The sequence below is a fragment of the Streptomyces liliiviolaceus genome (genome assembly GCF_018070025.1).
GTDB classification, from domain to species: domain Bacteria; phylum Actinomycetota; class Actinomycetes; order Streptomycetales; family Streptomycetaceae; genus Streptomyces; species Streptomyces liliiviolaceus.
This window is the reverse complement of sequence record NZ_JAGPYQ010000002.1, coordinates 556219-573715: the sequence shown is the minus strand read 5'-3', so window position 1 is coordinate 573715 and position 17497 is coordinate 556219. Positions and strand designations below refer to the sequence as shown.

The 17497-nt window shown below is 71.1% G+C and carries 17 protein-coding genes; 12 read left to right on the top strand and 5 right to left on the bottom strand.

Annotated elements, in window-relative coordinates:
- Positions 1 to 28: 28 nt before the first annotated feature.
- From J8N05_RS37860 to J8N05_RS37830, 7 genes are all read left to right on the top strand, one after another.
- Positions 29 to 730: a response regulator gene (locus J8N05_RS37860; RefSeq protein ID WP_210891279.1), complete on the top strand. Its 702-nt coding sequence runs from the start codon at positions 29 to 31 to the stop codon at positions 728 to 730.
- A 180-nt stretch (positions 731 to 910) separates the two neighbouring features.
- Complete coding sequence (locus J8N05_RS37855; protein WP_210891277.1) at positions 911 to 1864, top strand: ATP-binding cassette domain-containing protein; 954 nt, start codon at positions 911 to 913, stop codon at positions 1862 to 1864.
- Positions 1861 to 3414, top strand: a complete 1554-nt coding sequence (locus tag J8N05_RS37850) for an ABC transporter permease subunit (RefSeq protein ID WP_210891275.1) — start codon at positions 1861 to 1863, stop codon at positions 3412 to 3414. Before J8N05_RS37855 ends, J8N05_RS37850 begins: the two co-directional genes overlap by 4 nt.
- A complete protein-coding gene (locus J8N05_RS37845; RefSeq protein ID WP_210891273.1) occupies positions 3411 to 4187 on the top strand; it encodes an ABC-2 transporter permease in 777 nt (258 codons plus the stop codon). Before J8N05_RS37850 ends, J8N05_RS37845 begins: the two co-directional genes overlap by 4 nt.
- A 164-nt stretch (positions 4188 to 4351) precedes the next feature.
- On the top strand, positions 4352 to 5767 hold the full coding sequence (locus tag J8N05_RS37840; RefSeq protein WP_210891270.1) for an NAD-dependent succinate-semialdehyde dehydrogenase: 1416 nt from the start codon (positions 4352 to 4354) through the stop codon (positions 5765 to 5767).
- A gap of 74 nt (positions 5768 to 5841) precedes the next feature.
- On the top strand, positions 5842 to 6669 hold the full coding sequence (locus J8N05_RS37835) for an aldo/keto reductase (RefSeq protein ID WP_210891269.1): 828 nt from the start codon (positions 5842 to 5844) through the stop codon (positions 6667 to 6669).
- A 68-nt stretch (positions 6670 to 6737) separates the two neighbouring features.
- Positions 6738 to 6890 carry a hypothetical protein gene (locus J8N05_RS37830; RefSeq protein WP_210891267.1) on the top strand — a complete coding sequence of 51 codons (153 nt, stop codon included), beginning with the start codon at positions 6738 to 6740 and terminating at the stop codon, positions 6888 to 6890.
- 31 nt (positions 6891 to 6921) lie between these two features.
- Here J8N05_RS37830 and J8N05_RS37825 read toward each other — a convergent pair whose 3' ends face one another.
- The 4 genes from J8N05_RS37825 to J8N05_RS37810 all read right to left on the bottom strand — a co-directional run bounded on the left by J8N05_RS37825 (position 6922) and on the right by J8N05_RS37810 (position 10419).
- Positions 6922 to 8160, bottom strand: a complete 1239-nt coding sequence (locus tag J8N05_RS37825; RefSeq protein WP_210891266.1) for a cytochrome P450 — start codon at positions 8158 to 8160, stop codon at positions 6922 to 6924.
- Between the two features lie 93 nt (positions 8161 to 8253).
- Positions 8254 to 9462 (bottom strand): NAD(P)/FAD-dependent oxidoreductase, encoded by a 1209-nt coding sequence (locus J8N05_RS37820; protein WP_210891265.1) that lies wholly within the window; start codon positions 9460 to 9462, stop codon positions 8254 to 8256.
- Positions 9459 to 9659 carry a ferredoxin gene (locus tag J8N05_RS37815; RefSeq protein WP_210891264.1) on the bottom strand — a complete coding sequence of 67 codons (201 nt, stop codon included), beginning with the start codon at positions 9657 to 9659 and terminating at the stop codon, positions 9459 to 9461. The genes J8N05_RS37820 and J8N05_RS37815 overlap by 4 nt, the downstream gene beginning before the upstream one ends.
- A gap of 49 nt (positions 9660 to 9708) precedes the next feature.
- A complete protein-coding gene (locus J8N05_RS37810) occupies positions 9709 to 10419 on the bottom strand; it encodes a TetR/AcrR family transcriptional regulator (protein WP_210891263.1) in 711 nt (236 codons plus the stop codon).
- 298 nt (positions 10420 to 10717) lie between these two features.
- Here J8N05_RS37810 and J8N05_RS37805 point away from each other — a divergent pair, with 298 nt between their 5' ends.
- Together J8N05_RS37805 and J8N05_RS37800 are read left to right on the top strand one after the other, a co-directional pair.
- Positions 10718 to 12292 (top strand): PP2C family protein-serine/threonine phosphatase, encoded by a 1575-nt coding sequence (locus tag J8N05_RS37805; RefSeq protein WP_247706855.1) that lies wholly within the window; start codon positions 10718 to 10720, stop codon positions 12290 to 12292.
- Between the two features lie 5 nt (positions 12293 to 12297).
- Complete coding sequence (locus tag J8N05_RS37800) at positions 12298 to 13470, top strand: cobalamin B12-binding domain-containing protein (RefSeq protein ID WP_210891262.1); 1173 nt, start codon at positions 12298 to 12300, stop codon at positions 13468 to 13470.
- Positions 13471 to 13581: 111 nt separating this feature from the next.
- On the opposite strand, the gene J8N05_RS37795 is transcribed toward J8N05_RS37800, so the two are convergent.
- Positions 13582 to 14067 carry a hypothetical protein gene (locus tag J8N05_RS37795; protein ID WP_210891261.1) on the bottom strand — a complete coding sequence of 162 codons (486 nt, stop codon included), beginning with the start codon at positions 14065 to 14067 and terminating at the stop codon, positions 13582 to 13584.
- A gap of 343 nt (positions 14068 to 14410) precedes the next feature.
- On the opposite strand from J8N05_RS37795, the gene J8N05_RS37790 reads away from it, so the two are divergent.
- The 3 genes from J8N05_RS37790 (at position 14411) to J8N05_RS37780 (ending at position 17440) form a co-directional block, all read left to right on the top strand.
- On the top strand, positions 14411 to 15523 hold the full coding sequence (locus J8N05_RS37790; protein ID WP_210891259.1) for an MBL fold metallo-hydrolase: 1113 nt from the start codon (positions 14411 to 14413) through the stop codon (positions 15521 to 15523).
- A 68-nt stretch (positions 15524 to 15591) separates the two neighbouring features.
- Entirely contained in the window at positions 15592 to 16596 is a 1005-nt protein-coding gene (locus J8N05_RS37785) for an alpha/beta fold hydrolase (RefSeq protein WP_247706854.1), read from the top strand.
- Positions 16597 to 16615: 19 nt separating this feature from the next.
- Entirely contained in the window at positions 16616 to 17440 is an 825-nt protein-coding gene (locus tag J8N05_RS37780) for an alpha/beta fold hydrolase (protein WP_210891257.1), read from the top strand.
- The last annotated feature ends 57 nt before the right edge of the window (positions 17441 to 17497 follow it).

Here is a 17497-nt window from a genome sequence, read left to right as displayed (position 1 = left end):
CCAGAGCCCTCATGACGGAAGAGATCTCATGACCAGCCCGTCCCCGCCGATCCGGGTCGTCGTCGCCGACGACCACCTCGTGGTCCGCACCGGCTTCGCCGCGCTGCTCGACAGCCAGGCCGACTTCACCGTCGTACGGACCGCGTCCTCCGGGGCGGAAGCGGTACGGGTCTGCCGCGAGGTCTGTCCGGACGTGGTCCTCATGGACATCCGCATGCCCGAGATGGACGGCATCGAGGCCACCAGACAGCTCGTGGGCTCCTCGCCCGACGGCGTCGACGCACCGCGCGTCCTGATCCTGACGACGTTCGACCTCGACGAGTACGTGTACGACGCGCTGCGCGCCGGAGCCAGCGGCTTCCTCCTCAAGGAGGTGACCGCGGAACGGCTCTTCGACGCCGTACGGGTCGTCGCCGCCGGGGACGCGCTGCTCGCGCCCGGCATCACCCGCAGGCTCATCAGCGAGTTCGCGCTGATGCCCGCCAGACCCGACACCGCACCGCCGCCCGGCATGAAGGCGCTCACCGCACGCGAGCGAGAGGTCCTGCTGCTGGTCGCCGAGGGCCTGTCCAACCCGGAGATCGGCGCCAGGCTGGTCGTCGGCGAGGAGACGGTGAAGACACACGTCAGCAGAATCCTCGGCAAGCTCGCGCTGCGCGACCGTACGCAGGCCGTGATCGCCGCGTACGAGACGGGATTTGTCGTGCCCGGCTCCCGCGGGCAGCGATAGCGTGACCGCGCCGCGGGTGGCGTGACCGGCGTCAGCACTCCAGTCGGCACTCTCGGACAGGCCCTAGGCTCGTCCCTCCTGTGAGGGACGGACCGAACGCGGACTGGCTCCTGTGAGTGGTGCGGAACATGGCTCCCGGCCGTGACGACCCGGCCACCCCCTTCTCCCTAGTCTGCGGACATGGAGAAAGCGATCGACGGGTCGGACGCGAGGATCGAAGTCAGGGACGTCCACAAGCACTTCGGAGGCACCCGGGCGCTGGACGGGATGACGTTCGACGTCAGACCGGGGCAGGTCACGGGCTTCGTCGGGCCGAACGGCGCCGGCAAGTCCACGACCATGCGGGTCATCCTCGGCCTGGACGGACCCGACAGGGGAACCGCACTGGTCGGCGGGCGCCGCTACCAGGACCTGCGGACCCCGCTCACCCATATCGGGGCGCTGCTGGACGCCGCGGCCGTGCAGCCGAGCCGTACCGCCCGCCACCATCTGCTGTGGCTGGCCCATTCCCAGGGGCTGGGCGCGGGGCGGGTCGACGAGGTGATCCGGCAGGTCGGCCTCCAGGACGCGGCCCGGCGCAGGGCGGGCGGCTTCTCCCTGGGGATGAGGCAGCGTCTCGGTATCGCGGCCGCCCTCCTCGGCGACCCCCCGGTGGTCATGCTCGACGAGCCCTTCAACGGCCTGGACCCCGAAGGAATCAGGTGGATGCGAGACTTCCTCGCCTCACTGGCCGGACAGGGCAGGGCCGTGCTGGTCTCCAGCCACCTGATGGGCGAACTGCAGGACATCGCCGACCACGTGGTGGTCGTCGGACGCGGCAGGGTCGTCGCCGACATGGGCGTGCGTGAACTGCTGGCGTCGATGTCCCGGGGCAGGGTGACCCTGCGGACCTCCGCGCTCGCCCGGGCCATGACGGTGCTGGCCCGCTCGGGGGCCACCGTGAGCTCCACCGGGGCCGACCTCATCAGTCTGACGGGGCTGCCCCCGGAGGACGTGGTGTCGCTCCTCAGCCGGAACGCGGTGCCGTTCTCGGAGATCTCCGAGCACCGCGCCTCGCTGGAAGAGGCGTACATGGAGCTGACCCGGAACGCCGTGCAGTACCGCGGTGCCGTTCCCGAGGAGGCCGGCCGATGACCGCCACGTCGGCACCGCCCCGCACGACCGCACGGCCGGGCCGGGGCGGCTTCGGCCGGCTCCTGCACGCGGAATGGACCAAGTTCCGTACGGTACGGGGCTGGGTGTGGAGCGCGGTCGGCGCGGTGCTGGTCATCTGCCTGGTGGGCCTGCTCGCCACCGCGGCGGGCAACAGGTCCGCTCCGAACGGCAGTTCCGCGCTTCCCGTCGGCCCCGGCGGCGAAGCGGTCAACGACAACTTCTGGTTCGTCCACCAGAAGCTCCGCGGCGACGGCAGCATCACCGTCTCGATGTCCTCACTGGCCGGCGTCGTCTCGACGAGCCCGGACGACAGCAGGAGCGGCCTCGCACCGTGGGCGAAGGCCGGGGTCATCGTGAAGGACAGCCTCGACCAGGGATCGTCGTACGCGGCGATGATGGTCACGGGCAGGCACGGCGTGCGGATGCAGTACGACTACACGCACGACATCGCCGGGGCGGCCGGGGCGGTCTCCGAGGAGGCGCCGCGGTGGCTGCGCCTGCAGCGCACCGGCGACACGCTCACCGGCCACCAGTCCGCCGACGGCCGGAGGTGGACCGAGGTGGGCCGGGCGGACCTGTCCGGTTTGTCGGCGACACCGGAGGTCGGACTGTTCGTGACCTCCCCGTCCGTCAAGGAGGAGACCGCTACCGGAACGGGCTTCGTGCCGGCCGTCGCCACCGGCACCTTCGACCGGGTCACGCTGGGCGGCCGGTGGACCGGCGACTCCTGGGCGAGCGATCAGGTCGGCGGGGACGCCGGCACCTCCGCGAGCTACGACCAGGACACCCGGGGCGGAGCCACCCCTTCCGGCAGCGGCTTCGAGGTGACCGGCGCGGGCGACATCGCGCCCGTCGTCGGCGGCCCCGCCACCAGCGGCGTACGGACCATCGAGAACTTCCTCGTCGGCGCGTTCGCCGGACTGGTCGTCATGGTCGTCGTGGGCGCGGGCTGCATCACCGCCGAGTACCGGCGGGGCATGATCGGCCTCACCCTGGCGGCGAGCCCGCGCCGGGGCCGCGTCCTGGTGGCGAAGGGCCTGGTGGTGGGATCCGTAGCCTTCCTCGTCGGCGTGGTCTCCGCCGCGGTCATGGTCCCCCTCGGGAGACAGCGGTCGGAGGCGGGCGGCTTCCCCGTCCTGACGGTTCCGGCGGCCACCGAACTGCGGGTCGTCGTCGGTACGGGCCTGCTGCTCGCCGCCGCGAGCGTCTTCGCCCTCGCCGTCGGCGCCGTCCTGCGGCGCGGTGCCGTGGCCGTCACCGTGATCGTCGTCGGCATCGTGCTGCCCTACCTCCTCGCGACCGCGTCCGTACTGCCCGACGGGGCCTCGCGGTGGCTGCTGAGGGTCACTCCCGCCGCCGGCTTCGCCATCCAGCAGAGCGTCGAGCGCTACGACCAGGTCGTCACCGTCTACGCGCCCTCGTCCGGGTACTTCCCGCTGGCCCCCTGGACCGGCCTCGCCGTCCTGTGCGCCTACGCGGCGGCCTCGTTCGCCGCCGCCGTGGTCCTGCTCCGCCGGAGGGACGCGTGAAAGCCGCCGGACGTGCCGAATGGACGAAGCTGCGGACCGACGCGGGCAACGCCTGGCTGACGCTCGGCATGGTCGTACTGACCCTCGCGGTCGGTGCCGCGGTGGCCATGACCTCCAGGTGCGACACCACCGGCTGCGGCGGGGACCCGGTGCGGCTCGGTCTCTCCGGTGTGCTGGTCGGCCAGGTCGTGGTCGCGATCGTGGCGGTGCTGACGGTCGGCGACGAGTACGGCACCGGCATGATGCGGACGACGCTCACCGCGGTGCCGCGCAGGCTGACGGTCCTCTTCTCGAAGTCCGCCGTGCTCAGCGCGGTGCTGCTGGTGGCGGGGACGGTCTCCGTCCTCGGCTCCCTACTGATCGCCGGCCTCGTGCAGCCGGGGCGCGGCTTCACGGAGGAACACGGTTTCACGGCCCTGTCACCGACCGACGGGGCGACGCTGCGGGCCGCCGCGGGCTCGGTCCTCTACCTCGTGCTGATCGGCCTGCTCAGCCTGGGCGTCGCCCTGGCCGTACGGAACTCGGCGACCGCCGTCGGGATCGTCCTCGCCCTGCTGTTCGTCCTCCCGGTACTGGCCCAGGTGGTCGCCGATCCGGACTGGCAGCGCCACCTCCGGCAGATCTCCCCGATGACGGCCGGCCTCGCCGTCCAGACGACCGTGCGCGTCGACGACCTGCCGATAGGCCCCTGGCAGGGCCTGGGCGTCCTGGCCCTGTGGGCGGCCGGCGCGATGACCGCGGGCGGCTGGCTGCTGCGTACGCGGGACGCGTAGGGACGGCGAGCGGGCAGGACGAGCAGGGAAACGGGCCCGCCCACAGGCCGCGCACCCTTTTAGCTCATATGAACTGTTTCGCATTCTGGTGTCGGGTACCCGGCTCCAGGGCGGAACGTGAGGTTCCGCCCGAGTCCGCTCTTCCCCGTCGTTCTGGAGATTTCATGTCAGGCCAGCACAAGAGCTCGTTCGCGACCGTGAACCCGTCCACCGGGGAGACCCTCAAGGAGTTCCCGGTCATCGAGGGCGGACAGGTCGACGCGGCGCTGGAGACGGCGGACCGGGCGTTCCACGCATGGCGGGGGCGGCCGATCGCGGAGCGCGCCGCCGTCGTGGGCCGTGCGGGCGAGCTGATGAAGGAGCGCAAGGAAGAGCTGGCCCAGCTCATCACCCTGGAGATGGGGAAGCTGATCTCCGAGGCGCGCGGTGAGGTCGATCTCGCCGCGTCGATCCTCGGGTACTACGCGCAGCACGGGCCGGACTTCGCCGCGGCCGAGCCGCTCGACGTGGCGGAGGGGGAGGCGTACCTCGTCAACGAACCCCTCGGCGTCCTGCTGGGCGTCATGCCGTGGAACTTCCCGCTCTACCAGGTGGTCCGTTTCGCGGGCCCGAACCTGGTGCTGGGCAACACGGTGCTGGTCAAGCACGCCGGCATCTGCCCGCAGTCGGCGCTGGCGCTGGAGTCGCTGTTCCGCGACGCGCAGGCCCCCGCGGGCGTCTACACGAACCTGTTCGTCAGCCACGACGAGATCTCGCGCATCATCGACAGCCCGGTCGTGCGCGGAGCCTCCCTGACCGGCAGCGAGGGAGCGGGCGCCCAGGTCGCCGAGCGCGCCGGCCGGAACCTCAAGCCCAGCCTGCTGGAGCTCGGCGGCAGCGACGTGTTCATCGTCCTCGACGGCGAGAACCTGGAACGCACGGTCAAGGCCGCGGTGGCGGGCCGGATGGCGAACACCGGCCAGAGCTGCGTCGCCTCGAAGCGGTTCATCGTGCTGGCGGACGTGTACGACGACTTCCTGGCCGGGCTGCGCCGCGGGTTCGCCGAGCTGCGGCCCGGAGACCCCGCCGACGAGGCGACCACCATCGGGCCGCTCTCCTCGGAGCAGGCGGCCTCCGACCTGGCAGACCAGATCCGCGAGACCGTCGACCAGGGCGCGGAACTCGTCATCGGCGGTCACCGGATCGACCGGCCGGGCGCCTACGTCGAACCCACGATCATCACCGGCGTCGAGCCGGGCATGCGCGCCTACGCCGAGGAACTCTTCGGGCCGGTCGCGGTGGTGTACCGCGTCGCCGACGAGGACGAGGCCGTCGCCCTGGCCAACGACAGTCAGTACGGGCTCGGCGGCTCCGTGTTCTGCGCCGACGTGGAGCGGGGCCGCAGGGTGGCGGAGCGCGTCGAGACCGGCATGGTCTGGGTGAACCACCCCACCTCGACCCAGCCCGACCTGCCGTTCGGCGGCATCAAGCGCTCCGGCTACGGACGCGAGCTCTCGCAGCTCGGCATGCGGGAATTCGTGAACCGCAAGCTGGTACGCGTCCTGCCGCCGGACGCGGAGCTGAGCGGCATCGCCGGCTGACCGAGCCCCACTCCACCGCCGCCTGCCCCCGCCACGCCCCTTCGCCTCTTCGAACCGCGACCACAGGAGTCACCGTGACCGCAGTACCCGCCATCACCCTCAACAACGCCGTGCAGATCCCGCAGCTCGGCTTCGGCACCTTCCAGATCCCGCCGGAGGACACCCGCGAGACGACACTGGCGGCGCTGAACGCCGGCTACCGGCACATCGACACGGCACAGATGTACGGCAACGAGAAGGAGGTCGGCCAGGCGGTCCGGGACTCCGGTCTCGATCGCGCCGACGTCTTCGTGACCAGCAAGCTCAACAACGACGCCCACGGGCACGACAACGCCCTTCAGGCGTTCGACCGCACGCTGGAGGCCGTGGGCCTCGACTATCTGGACCTCTTCCTCATCCACTGGCCGCTGCCCGCCAAGGGCGAGTTCGTGGAGACCTGGAAGGCCCTGGAGGAGGTCTACCGTTCCGGCCGGGCCAAGGCCATCGGCGTCTCCAACTTCCAGCCGCGTCATCTGCGCCGACTGCTGGAAGACAGCGACGTGGTGCCCGCGGTCAACCAGATCGAGGTGCACCCCTACCTCACCCAGGACGAGGTCAGGGCCTTCGGCGCCGAGCACGAGATCGCCACCGAGGCATGGTCGCCGATCGCGCAGGGCAAGGTCCTCGACGATCCGACCATCAACCGCATCGCGGAGCGGGTCGGCAAGTCGCCGGCCCAGGTGACCCTGCGCTGGCATATCCAGCGCGGGGACATCGTCTTCCCCAAGTCGGTGACCCGGAAGCGGATCGAGGAGAACTTCGACCTCTTCGACTTCGAGCTGAGCGAGGGCGACATCGGTGAGATCAGCGCCCTGAACCGGAACGAGCGGACGGGCTTCGACCCGGACCGCTTCAACGGTTAGGGGCGCCGCGCGACCAATCCGGACATCCCGTCGCTCCGGATCACCTGTAGCAGGAAGAGGTGACGGCGATGACTGACGAAGAGTTCGACGAACTGCTTGCCGAAGCCCGCCGGGAGATCCGTCAGCAGCACCTCGCCCCGCCCTCTCCGCAGGACCAGCGGGACAACGACGCGTACGCCACGAGGGCCCGCCACACGGAGTTCGGCGCCTGCGCGCACTGAGACGACTCCGAGCGCGGGCGCTCGTGCCCCGTCACCAGGTGACGGGCAGGGCGTGGAGACCGTAGATGATGGCGTCGTACTTGAAGGGGGTCGCGTCGAGGTTGTCGACGGCGCGGAGTGTGGGGATGCGGCGGAACAGGGTCGGGTAGATGACCTGGAGTTCCATACGGGCCAGGGGCTGGCCCACGCAGTGATGGGCGCCGGCGCCGAACGCCTGGTGCTGGCGGGCGTTGCGGGTCAGGTCGAGGCGGTCCGGGTCGGGGAAGACCGAGGGATCCCGGTTGGCGAGTTCGCCGAGGAGGATCACGCCGTCCCCGGCGCGGATGGTGCGGCCGGCGACCTCGATGTCCTCCAGGGCGGTACGGCGGCGGCCGAGGTGCACGATGGAGAGGTAGCGCAGGAGTTCCTCGACGGCGGCGCGGACGACCGCGGGATCGTCCGTGTCGCGGATCAGGGCGAGTTGCCCGGGGTGCTGCAGCAGCAGGAGCGTACCCAGGCTGATCATGTTCGCGGTGGTCTCGTGTCCGCCGAGGAGCAGCAGCACACCCATCGTGGCGGCCTCGCGGCGCGTGAGTTCGCCCTTCTCGATCTGCGCGCAGAGGCTGGAGAGGAGATCGTCGCCGGGTTCGGTGAGTTTGCGGCCCACCAGCTCGTCGAGGTACGTGGCGAGGTTGGTGTGGGCCGCCTGGCGTTCCTGGGGAGAGGCGACGGCGGAGACGATGGTCTTGCTGTTGGTCTGGAAGAACGCGTGGTCGTCGTAGGGGACTCCGAGCAGTTCGGAGATGACCAGGGACGGGATCGGCAGGGCGAGGTCCCGGACGAGGTCGGCGGGCCGGGGACCGGCCAGCATGGCGTCGATGAAGTCGTCGGTCATCTCCTGCACGCGGGCGCGCATCGCCTCGACGCGCTTGATCGTGAAGGTGCCGCCGACCATGCGGCGCAGCCGGGCGTGTTCGGGGTCGTCCATGCCGACGAAGCTCAGGTCGGTGCCGCCGGCGTGGGCGTGGGCCGGGTCCACGGGGCTGGGGAAGCCCGGCCGGGTGAACTCCACGCTCAGGCGCGGGTCGGACAGCAGGGCCTTCTGCTCGGCGTGCCCGGTCACGGCCCAGGGGGTGCTGTCTCCCCAGGAGCGGACCCGGGTGAGCGGCCCGTACCCGGACAGCGCCCGCATGCCGGGGGAGGGGGCGAAGGGGCACTCGGAGGAACGCGGCGCGGGGAAGTCGGGGATGTCACGGCTGCGTGCGTCGGGGGTGGCAGGGGTGCTGGTCATGGTGTCCTCCAGTGGGGGCCGCCTCCGTCATGAGGAGGCGTAAGAGGCGTAAGAGGCGTGAAAGGTGGATCGGGGCGGGAGGCGTACGGCGGATCATCGCGGGGCGGCGGCCGATGCGGGCCGGGACGCGGGGGCGTAACGGTCGAGAAGCTGCCGGTGGTGCAGGCGGGCCTGTTTGGGCATGTTCCAGCCGAGCACGGCGATCGGTCGGCCCTCGCCGTCGAGGTACCGCGCGACGAACCGGCCCTCTTCCACGGCACCTTCGGCGATCCGCACGGTGGCGCCGGGCGCGGGCAGCCCGTACACCTGGATCCTGACGCCGAGCTGGTCGGTCCAGAAGTAGGGAACGGGGCTGTACGGGCGGTCCTCGCCGAGGATGTTCGCCGCGACCAGCACGGCCTGCTCGGTGGCGTTGGTGCGGTTCTCCAGCCGCAGTGACCGGCCGAGGCCCTCGTGGTGGAAGCGGGCCACGTCTCCCGCGGCGTGGACGCCGTCGGCGGCACGGCAGCGCGAGTCGCACACGACACCGTCGCGCAGCACCAGTCCGCTGCCGGTCAGCCAGTCGGTGGCAGGGGTGCCGCCGACCGCCGCGACGACGAGATCCGCGGGAAGGACCTCGCCGTCGGCCGTGCGGACACCGGTGACGCGCCCGTCGGCCGACTCCAGCCCGTCGACGAGCGAGTCCGGCCGCAGCCGCACCCCGTGCTCGCCGTGCAGCGCGGCGAGAAGCCGTGAGACGTCGTCGCCCAACTGCGCCTGCATCGGGGCCTTCTGCGGCCCGGCCAGCGTCACGTCGACGCCCATGGTGCGGGCCGTGGCGGCGATCTCGGCGCCGAGCACCCCGTCGCCGACGACCACGACCCGCTCGGCCTTCAGCAGTTCCCCGCGCAGCCGGCCGGCGTCGTCGAGGGTCCGCAGCACGTGCACGCCCGCCGCACCCGAGAGACCGGGCAGCCTGCGGGCGTGCAGACCGGTGGCCAGTACGACGGCCTCCGCCCGCATCTCCGTTCCGCTCCCCGTACGTACCGTGCGCGTGGCGGCGTCGAGGGCCACCGCACGCTCACCGAGGACGAGTTCGGCGTCCAGGGCGTCCAGTACGTCACGGGTGCGCAGCCGGGTCCGTTCGGCCTCCCAGGTGCCGGCCAGCACCTGCTTGGACAGCGGAGGGCGGTCGTACGGCGCACCGGCCTCCTCGCCGAGCAGGGTGATCCGACCGCGGTAGCCCTTGCGGCGAAGGCTCTCCGTGACGGCCAGACCCGCGGCGCTCGCCCCGACGACGAGCACGTCGGACGGCGTGCTCACGCGTCCTCGTGCAGCTGGATGGCGGCGGCGGGGCAGACACCTGCGGACTCGCGGGCTCCCTCGTACCGGTCGGCCGCGGGCGAGGCGTCGAGCAGGACGACGATCCCGTCCTCGTCCCGCTGGTCGAACACCTCGGGCGCGATGACCACACACTGGCCGGCGCCGCAGCACTTCTCCTCGTCGACGGTGATCCTCATGCTGTCTCCTCTGCTGGACGTGTCTGTCGGACGTGTCTGCGGGGTCGGTTCAGCGGCGGGTGGTGGGCGCGGCGAGCAGTCCCACCAGCGCGTCCTCCAGCGCGTCGGCGGTGCGTTCCCAGGACGTGCCCGGCTCGGTCGCGGCGTCGGCAAGGGTGCGTTCGCGCTCCGCGCAGACATGGGTGATCAGATGACGGGCCATCTCGGCGCGCAGGGGGCGGACCTCGGGGGGCACGATGTCGTACAGGCACCGGCCCAGTCCCTGAAGGGTGCGGCGCAGGCTGTCGCGGGTGAGCGACTCGTCCTCCACCAGCGTCCGCATCAGCGGGTCGGTCATCACCTGCGCGGCGAAGCGCGCGTGCCAGGACGGGACTCCGAGGGCCGCATGGTGCTCGGTCACCGGACGCAGCAGACAGCGCACCCAGTCCCGCAGCTCGGAACTGTCTCCGGCCGCCTCCACATGGCGGGTGCGGATCAGGTCGACCTGGGTGCCGTGCCTGGTCATGATGGCCCGTACGAGCGTCGCCTTGCTGCCGAAGTGGTAGCTGACGGCGGTGGTGTTGCCCTGCCCGGCCGCCTCGCCGATCTGCCGGTTGGAGACGTTCGACAGCCCGTGCTCGGCGTAGAGGCGCTCGGCCGCCGCCATGATGGCCTCGCGGGTCCCGGCGCCGCGGCCGGTGCGTGCCTGGACGCTGTCCACCGTGCCCCCGGCGCGGCCCTGCTCGGCCGCGGCTGGTCGTGTCCTGTGGGTGTCACCCATGTCAGCCTCCTTGAACCGGCGTTCTCGATCACTAGACACCGGCCCGTCATTTAAGTCAACCGACTGACTTAAATGAAGTGGGGTGCATTGTCCAGGAGTTGGCGAGGCGATGTCGGAGGTATCGCGAAATACAGCCCGTAGTCATATGCCGTCGGTAATCTGCGGGTCTCCTGCTTTCCAGTGGATGAGGTGATGGGGATCCGTGCCAGCGGATTCCGAACCGATGGTCTCCTTGCCGGAGCAGAAGAGCACTCGTGGTCCGGTTCCTGCCGTGCAGCACTGTGAACCGTTTCCAGCGGTGACGGTGGACGCGTCCGGCACAGTGCTGTCGCACAACGCGCAGGCCGCCGCCCTGCTGGCGCGGGTCGCTGTCGGCGTCGCGCTGGACGAGGTCGCGCCCGCCTGGCTCGTCGAGGCCCACCTGCGGCGGGTCGGCGACGCGGGGAACGAGCCGTCGGCATGGGCCGACGGCCGGATCGGCCCGCACCGGGTGAAGGCGCTCGGCGTGCCGGGCGTGGACGGCGCGGTCACCTGGTGGCTGATCGGTGAGAGTGCTCCGGCGGGTGCCGCGCAGGAGCTGGCACGCGAGCGGATGCGCGCCGGCCTGCTGCAGGAACTCTCCTGCGAACTGCTCGCCTCGCTGGACGTCGAGCGCTGTACGGCGATGACCGCGCAACGGGCCGCCCGGCATCTGGCGGACGCGGCGGTCGTCGTCGGGACGGGCGACGGATGCGCCTTCCCCGTGACGCGATGCACCGCCGACGGGCCCGTGGTGCAGGAGAGCGTCGCCCTGGACCCCGGTCAACTGCCCGGCCTGGAGGAGGCGTTGCAAGGGCTTCCTGCGGTGTCCTCCCGCTGGATCGATCCTCATGACGTGCCGTCCTGGGCGGTGCCCGAGGGGTTCGTGGGCGACGTCGCCGACATCGGTTCGGTCGTCGTCGTGCCGTTGCCGGGGCACGGTGTGCCGACCGGATGCCTCGTCCTGCTGCGCCGCCGCCAGGCAGCCGGGTTCACCCCCGCCGAGGAGTCCTTCGCCCAGCTCTTCGCCGCACGCGCGGGCGCCGCCCTGTCCGTGGCCCGCAGCCACACCCGCCAGGCGCGCAGCACCGACGTGCTGCTGGGCGATCTGCTGCCGCCCTCACTCGGCGGGGTGCACGGCATCTGCTTCGCCGGCGGCTACCGCGCCTCGGTGGCGGGCGAACTCGTCGGCGGTGACTTCTACGACCTGTACCCGGCCGACTCACCGGAGGCCGAGACCGTCGCGGTACTGGGCGACGTGTGCGGCAAGGGACTGGAAGCCGCGGTCGTGGCCGGCAGGATCCGCCATGTACTGCGGGCGCTGGTCCCGTTCGCCGCCGACCACACCCGCCTGCTGACCCTCCTCAACGGCGCACTACTGTCCTCGTCCCAGACACCTTTCGTGACCTTGGTCCTGGTCACCGCCGTGCGCCAGGACGCACGGGTGCGGCTGCGCATCTCCAGCGCGGGCCATCCCTCACCGCTCGTCGTGCGCGTCACCGGCCAGGTGGAGGAGGTCCGCACCGGCGGCACGCTCATCGGCGTGTTCGCCGACATCGAGTTCACGACCGCCGAAGTCGCCCTGCAACCCGGTGAGACCTGCCTGCTGTATTCCGACGGGATCACCGAAGCGCGCGGCGGGCCGCTGGGCAACGTGATGTTCAACGAGGACAGGCTGCGCGCCGCACTGGCCCAGTGCGCCGGGATGCCGGCCGAAGCGGTCACCGAACGCGTGCAGATGATCATCGCCCAGTGGGTGGGTGAGGGACCGCACGACGACATGGCGGTCCTGGCGATCGGCGCGCCCCGAGACACCCCTCGGACGACCGAGGACGAACCGACCAGGGAAAGGTGAGACACGTGACCGATGGCAAGGAGACACACTCCCTCGCCGAGCCGCGTGAGCGACTGTGGCAGGCACTCGGGGAGTGCGACGAGACGCGCGCCGTCGCCATCGTGCGGGGCGCGCTGGGCACGGCGGGGCACGCTCCGGCGGCAGCGGGACACGGGCAGGCGCCGGATCACACGCCGGCGACCGCCATGGGCGCTTCGGCCGCCGAACGGATGCGTGCCGCGGGCGAGCGGGTGCTGCTCGAACTCATCGCGCCGACGCAGGAACGGGTTGGTCTTGCCTGGGCGGCCAATGACATCACGGTGGCGCAGGAACACGTGGCCACGGCGATCAGCGAACGCTGCGTCGCGGCCGTCGCCGACGCCACCGCTCCCGCCCTGGCCCCCGCGTTCGCGGGCACGTTCGTGGGAAGGGTCCTGGTGTCGTGCGTCGACGGCGAGTGGCACTCCCTGCCCGCACGACTGGTCAGCGAGGTGCTGCGGTTACGGGGCTGGCGGGTCGACTATCTCGGGGCGCAGGTCCCCACCGAGCACCTGGTCGCCCACGCGCGCCGCACCCGTGCGCAGGCGGTACTGCTGTCCTCGTCCATCCCCACGCTTCTGCCCGGCGCCCACAACGCGATCAGCTCCTGCCAGGGCGCCGGAATCCCGGTACTCGCCGGAGGCGCCGCGTTCGGTCCGCAGGGCCGCTACGCCCGGCTCATGCAGGCCGAATGGGCCAAGGACGCGCCCGACGCGGCCGCTCTGCTCGGCCGGCACCTGAAACCGTCCGGCGCGCACGCGGCCCGCCTGCCCGACCTGGACCTGCCGCACCTGGCCGACCAGGAATACACCATGGTCCGCCGGACCAAGCCCCAACTGGTCAAGCAGACCCTCGCCGATGTCGAGGAGGACTTCCCCGAGACGCGCCACTACAGCGAGTACCAGATGGAGCGCACCGTCGAGGACATCGACTTCATCGTCGGCCACCTCGCCACCGCCCTCTACGTCGACGACCCCGACCTGTTCACGAGGTTCATCATGTGGACCGCGGACATCCTGGCGGCCCGCGACGTCCCGCCGCGCTGCCTGTTCCCGGCCCTGGACTCGCTGCGCAACCAACTCAAGGACTTCCCCCGGGCGGTAGCCGTCCTCACCACCGCCCACGACCTCCTGATGCCTCCACCGGCGCATCCGGGCTGACGGTCGGGGAACACCTGCCCGCGCGCCGGACAGCCTTCTGGTTCGAGAAGCGCGACAGCGCGCTCCGGCATCAGTGGATGCCGGAGCGCGCCGTTCGGTCTGCGGGGTCGGCTACCACCAGTCCGTGCACTGCACCGCCTGGCCGCCTCCGCCGCCGCAGGCGCGGAAGCGGTAGTTCGGGCTGTTGTCCGTCACCTTCGCGGCACTGGTCAGCTGAATGCCGTCACGGCCTGCCCTGAACGGACCGCACTGGACGTGTACGTCCCTGCCGTTCAGCGTCCAGTCCATCCACACGTCGTCCCCCGTACGCGGGACCGCGAGCGCGGCGAATCCGTAGATCTTGTTGTCGATGCTGACGGCTCGCAGGCTGATGCGTCCGACGAGCCCCTGCGGGTCGTTGGGGCGCAACAGCTTGTCCCCCGGGCCGGCCGGGACACCGACCGTACTGTCGGAGATGTCGCGGAAGCCGTTGCTGCCACGCTCGCAATCGGCCGCGGTCGCCAGTGCCGTACCCGGCATGGCGACGGTGACTCCACCTGCCAGCAGCACACCGGCGGCGGCGGTGCAGGCCAGTTTGGCGATTCTGCGTCCGGTCATGACGATGCCTTCCCCTCGGGCGATGAACAGCGAGTGCAGCCGCGGCTGTCGGCGCCGTGTGTGCCGAACCCCGGCGGCGCAGGTACAAGGCAACCAGGGGAGACGGAGCCACTGTCCTGACACTTGTCAGGGTGTGCCGGAGGGACGGGTGCGAAGGCCGGGCCGGGCTCAGGGCCGCACCCCGTCACGCACCTGGCCCACGCGTCCTACGCGTCCACGTGGGGTGGCGCGAACCGTGAGCTTCTAGCGTCGTCCTGTCGCACGAGAACCACCACGTACTCGCCGTGTGGGCGCCGCGTGCCGAACGATCCCGCATCGACGAACCGCGGAAGGAATCCCCGACATGGACAACTCCGGCACGCCCAGGGCCTCGACGCAGGCCACCACGTCCGCACAGGCCACCAGGAGAACGTTCGTGAAGGCGGCCGGTGTCGCCACCGCCCTGCCTCTGGTTCCCGCTCTCGCCGACCTGGCGCTGGCCGGTCCCGCGGAGGCGGCCGAGGCGACGGCCCTGCCCGACTACGCCCCGGTGCCGGACACGGCGGTCGGTCCCGCGCTCACCGACGGCTACCACGTCGGCCGGATCGGGGGCCACCTGTACTGGGTCACCGACGGCTACTACCAGGCCATGTTCCTGACCACGACCACCGGAGTCGTGGTGGTGGACGCGCCACCGACCATCGGCCACAACCTGCTGCGGGCCATCCGCAAGGTCACCGACGCCAACGGCAGGCCGTCGGAGGTCACGCATGTCGTCTACTCGCACAGCCACGCCGACCACATCGGCGCCGCCGTCCTCCTCGGCCCCGACGCACGCCGGATCGCGCACGTGGAGACCGAGCGCTTCCTGCGCCGGGACAGGGACCCGAACAGACCGTTGCCCCACATCACCTTCAAGGACCGCTACACCCTCAGGGTCGGCGGGGAGACGCTGGAACTGGCGCATCACGGCCCGAACCATTCGCCGGACAACATCTTCGTGCACGTACCCCGATACAAGACCCTGATGGTGGTCGACGTCATCTACCCCGGGTGGGTTCCCTTCAAGAACCTGGCCGTCTCCCAGGACATACCGGCATGGGTCGAGGCCCACCAGGTGGCCATGAGGTATCCGTGGCAGACCCTGGTCGGCGGACACCTGGGCCGGCTCGGTCTGCGCGCGGACGCCGTCGTCCAGCAGCGCTACATCGACGACCTGGAACTCAGCGCGCGACAGACCCTGGAATCGCTGGACCCCACGCCGTTCTTCGACAAGTACGGGCCGACGGGCAACTCCTGGGCCATCTTCAAGACCTACCTCGACGCGGCGGCGCACCAGGCCGCACAGCCGGTCGTGGCCAAGTACGCGGGCCGGCTCGCCGCCGTCGACGTCTTCACCGTGGACAACGCCTTCGCCATGATCGAGTCCCTGCGCATCGACCAGGGACTCCTCGGGCCCTTCGGTATCCGCCCGTAGCGCCCCGGTCCTCACCACCCACTCCGCACCCCGCAACCCGCACTCCGCGGTCCTTCTAAGGAACCTCCATGCGATCACCCATGTCCCGTTCGTTCGCACGCTCACGCCCGACGCTTCTCGCCCTCGCCGTGACCACCGCGTTCACCGCGATGTTCGCCGGCGTGCAGGACTCCGCGGCCAGCGGCAGCCCGGCGGAGTACGTCGGCTCCGAACTGCGCGTCCCCGCCGGCTTCACCGAGCAGAGAGCGGAGGTGGGCGGCGTGCACATCAACTACGTGCGAGGCGGTCACGGGCCCACCCTCGTGCTGCTGCACGGCTATCCGCAGACCTGGTACGAGTGGCGCGACCTGCTGCCCGAACTGGGCAAGCACTACACCGTCATCGCCCCCGACCTGCGGGGCGCCGGCAAGAGCGACGCCCCCGTCGGCGGCTACGACAAGAAGACGATGGCCGGTGACATCAACGGCCTGCTGCGCCAGCTCGGTCTCGACAAGGACATCCGCCTCGTCGGCCACGACATCGGCACCATGGTGGCCTACGCCTACGCCGCCGCCCACCCCCGCCAGGTGCACCAGCTGGTGCTGAGCGAGGCGCCGATCCCCGACGACGGGCTGTACGACTTCCCGTCGCTGACCGCACAGGGCCCAGGCCTGTGGAACTTCGGCTTCTTCGACCTGAAGAACGGCCTGCCGGAGAAGCTGATCGACGGCAAGGAGGAGATCTGGGTCGACGGATTCACCGACTCCCTCGAAGTCCAGAAGGACGGCGTCGGACCCGCCCAGGTCAAGGAGTTCGCCAAGTACCTCCGGGACGACGCGCATCTGCGCGCCAACCACGAATGGTTCCGTGCCTTCCCCACGGACGTCGCGGACAACCTGGTCAACAAGAAGACCAAGCTCCCCATGCCGGTGCTGGCCATCGGCGCGAGCAACAGCATGAAGGACAAGGTCGAGATACAGGCACACTCCTACGCCCGGAACGTCACCGGCGCGGTCGTCGCCGACTCCGGTCACTGGATCTACGAAGAGCACACCGCCGAGATGACGCGCCGTCTTCTCGACTTCCTCAACTAGACACGGAGAGCGAGCGACCATGCCGTACCAAGGTGGGCCGCCGTCCCGGCGGCAGGTCGTGGGGGCCGCCGGAGCGGCCACCGTCGCGCTGGCGACCTCATCGATTCCCGCCGCCGCGCAGGCGGTACACCCCCGGACCGTGAAGCCCACCGTCGTGCTCGTGCACGGCGCATGGGCGGACGCCGCGAGCTGGCAGGAGGTCACCCGGCGGCTCCAGCGCCGCGGCTACACCGTGCACGCGGCACCCAACCCGCTGCGCGGTCTCGCCGAGGACGCCGAGGCACTGAACAACTTCCTCGCCCAGCGGGTGACCGGGCCGGTGGTGCTGGTCGGCCACTCCTACGGAGGAGCCGTGGTGACGAACGCCGTCACCCCCGCCGCCGACGTCAGAGCGCTCGTCTACGTGGACGCCTTCGTCCCCGAGCAGGGCGAGACCGTCCTCGGTCTGCAGGGCGAGGGAGCCGACCCCGGCGCGCTGTTCGACCAGGTGGTCCATGAGCGGCACGGCGAACAGACCGTCGACCTCTACATCAAACCGGCCCTGTTCGGCGAGGTCTTCGCAGGCGACCTGGCCCCCGCCACGGCGGACCTGCTGGCCGCCTCGCAGCGCCCCATCGCACTGTCGGCGCTGCTGGAGGCCTCCGGCCCGCCCGCCTGGAAGAACCTGCCGAGCTGGTACGTGCTCGGCACCAGGGACCACATTCTGCCGCCGGACCGGCAGAGGTCCATGGCTCGGCGGGCCCGCAGCCGCATCATTGAGGTCGCCGGGTCCCATCTCGTCATGCTGTCCCGGCCCGACGCCGTGGTCGACGTGATCGTGAGCGCGGCCCGCGGCACCGTCTGACCCGTACCGGCCCGAGAACCCGGCTGCCCTCCGGCAGCCGGGTCCGTCCTCCTCCAG